Here is a 255-nt window from a genome sequence, read left to right as displayed (position 1 = left end):
GGTCAGCTCAAAACGGGCGGCCTCAATCTCTTTCTGCGGCACCGAACCTTCGAGTTCCGCATAGCGCGCTACCTTGCGTTCGGCAATGGCCAACTGCGACTCCAGTTCAGCCAGGGTGGCGCGCTGGCTGCCGCGCTCCAGGCTGCCGACCACCGGCCGCAGCCGGAGCAGCACCTGCCCCCTCAGCACCTTCTGGCCCAGCGTCGGCAGGCCCTTGGGCCCGGCTTCGATGCGCCCGGCCTGGCTGGCCTGCAC

At 69.4% G+C, this 255-nt stretch carries 1 pseudogene; it reads right to left on the bottom strand.

Annotated features, from left to right (window positions below):
* Positions 1 to 255: pseudogene (locus tag C5P05_RS00160) on the bottom strand (efflux RND transporter periplasmic adaptor subunit); the annotation flags it as partial.

The organism is Rhodoferax ferrireducens (assembly GCF_003347515.1).
Taxonomy (GTDB): domain Bacteria; phylum Pseudomonadota; class Gammaproteobacteria; order Burkholderiales; family Burkholderiaceae_C; genus Rhodoferax.
This window is presented reverse-complemented; position numbering and strand designations above follow the sequence as displayed.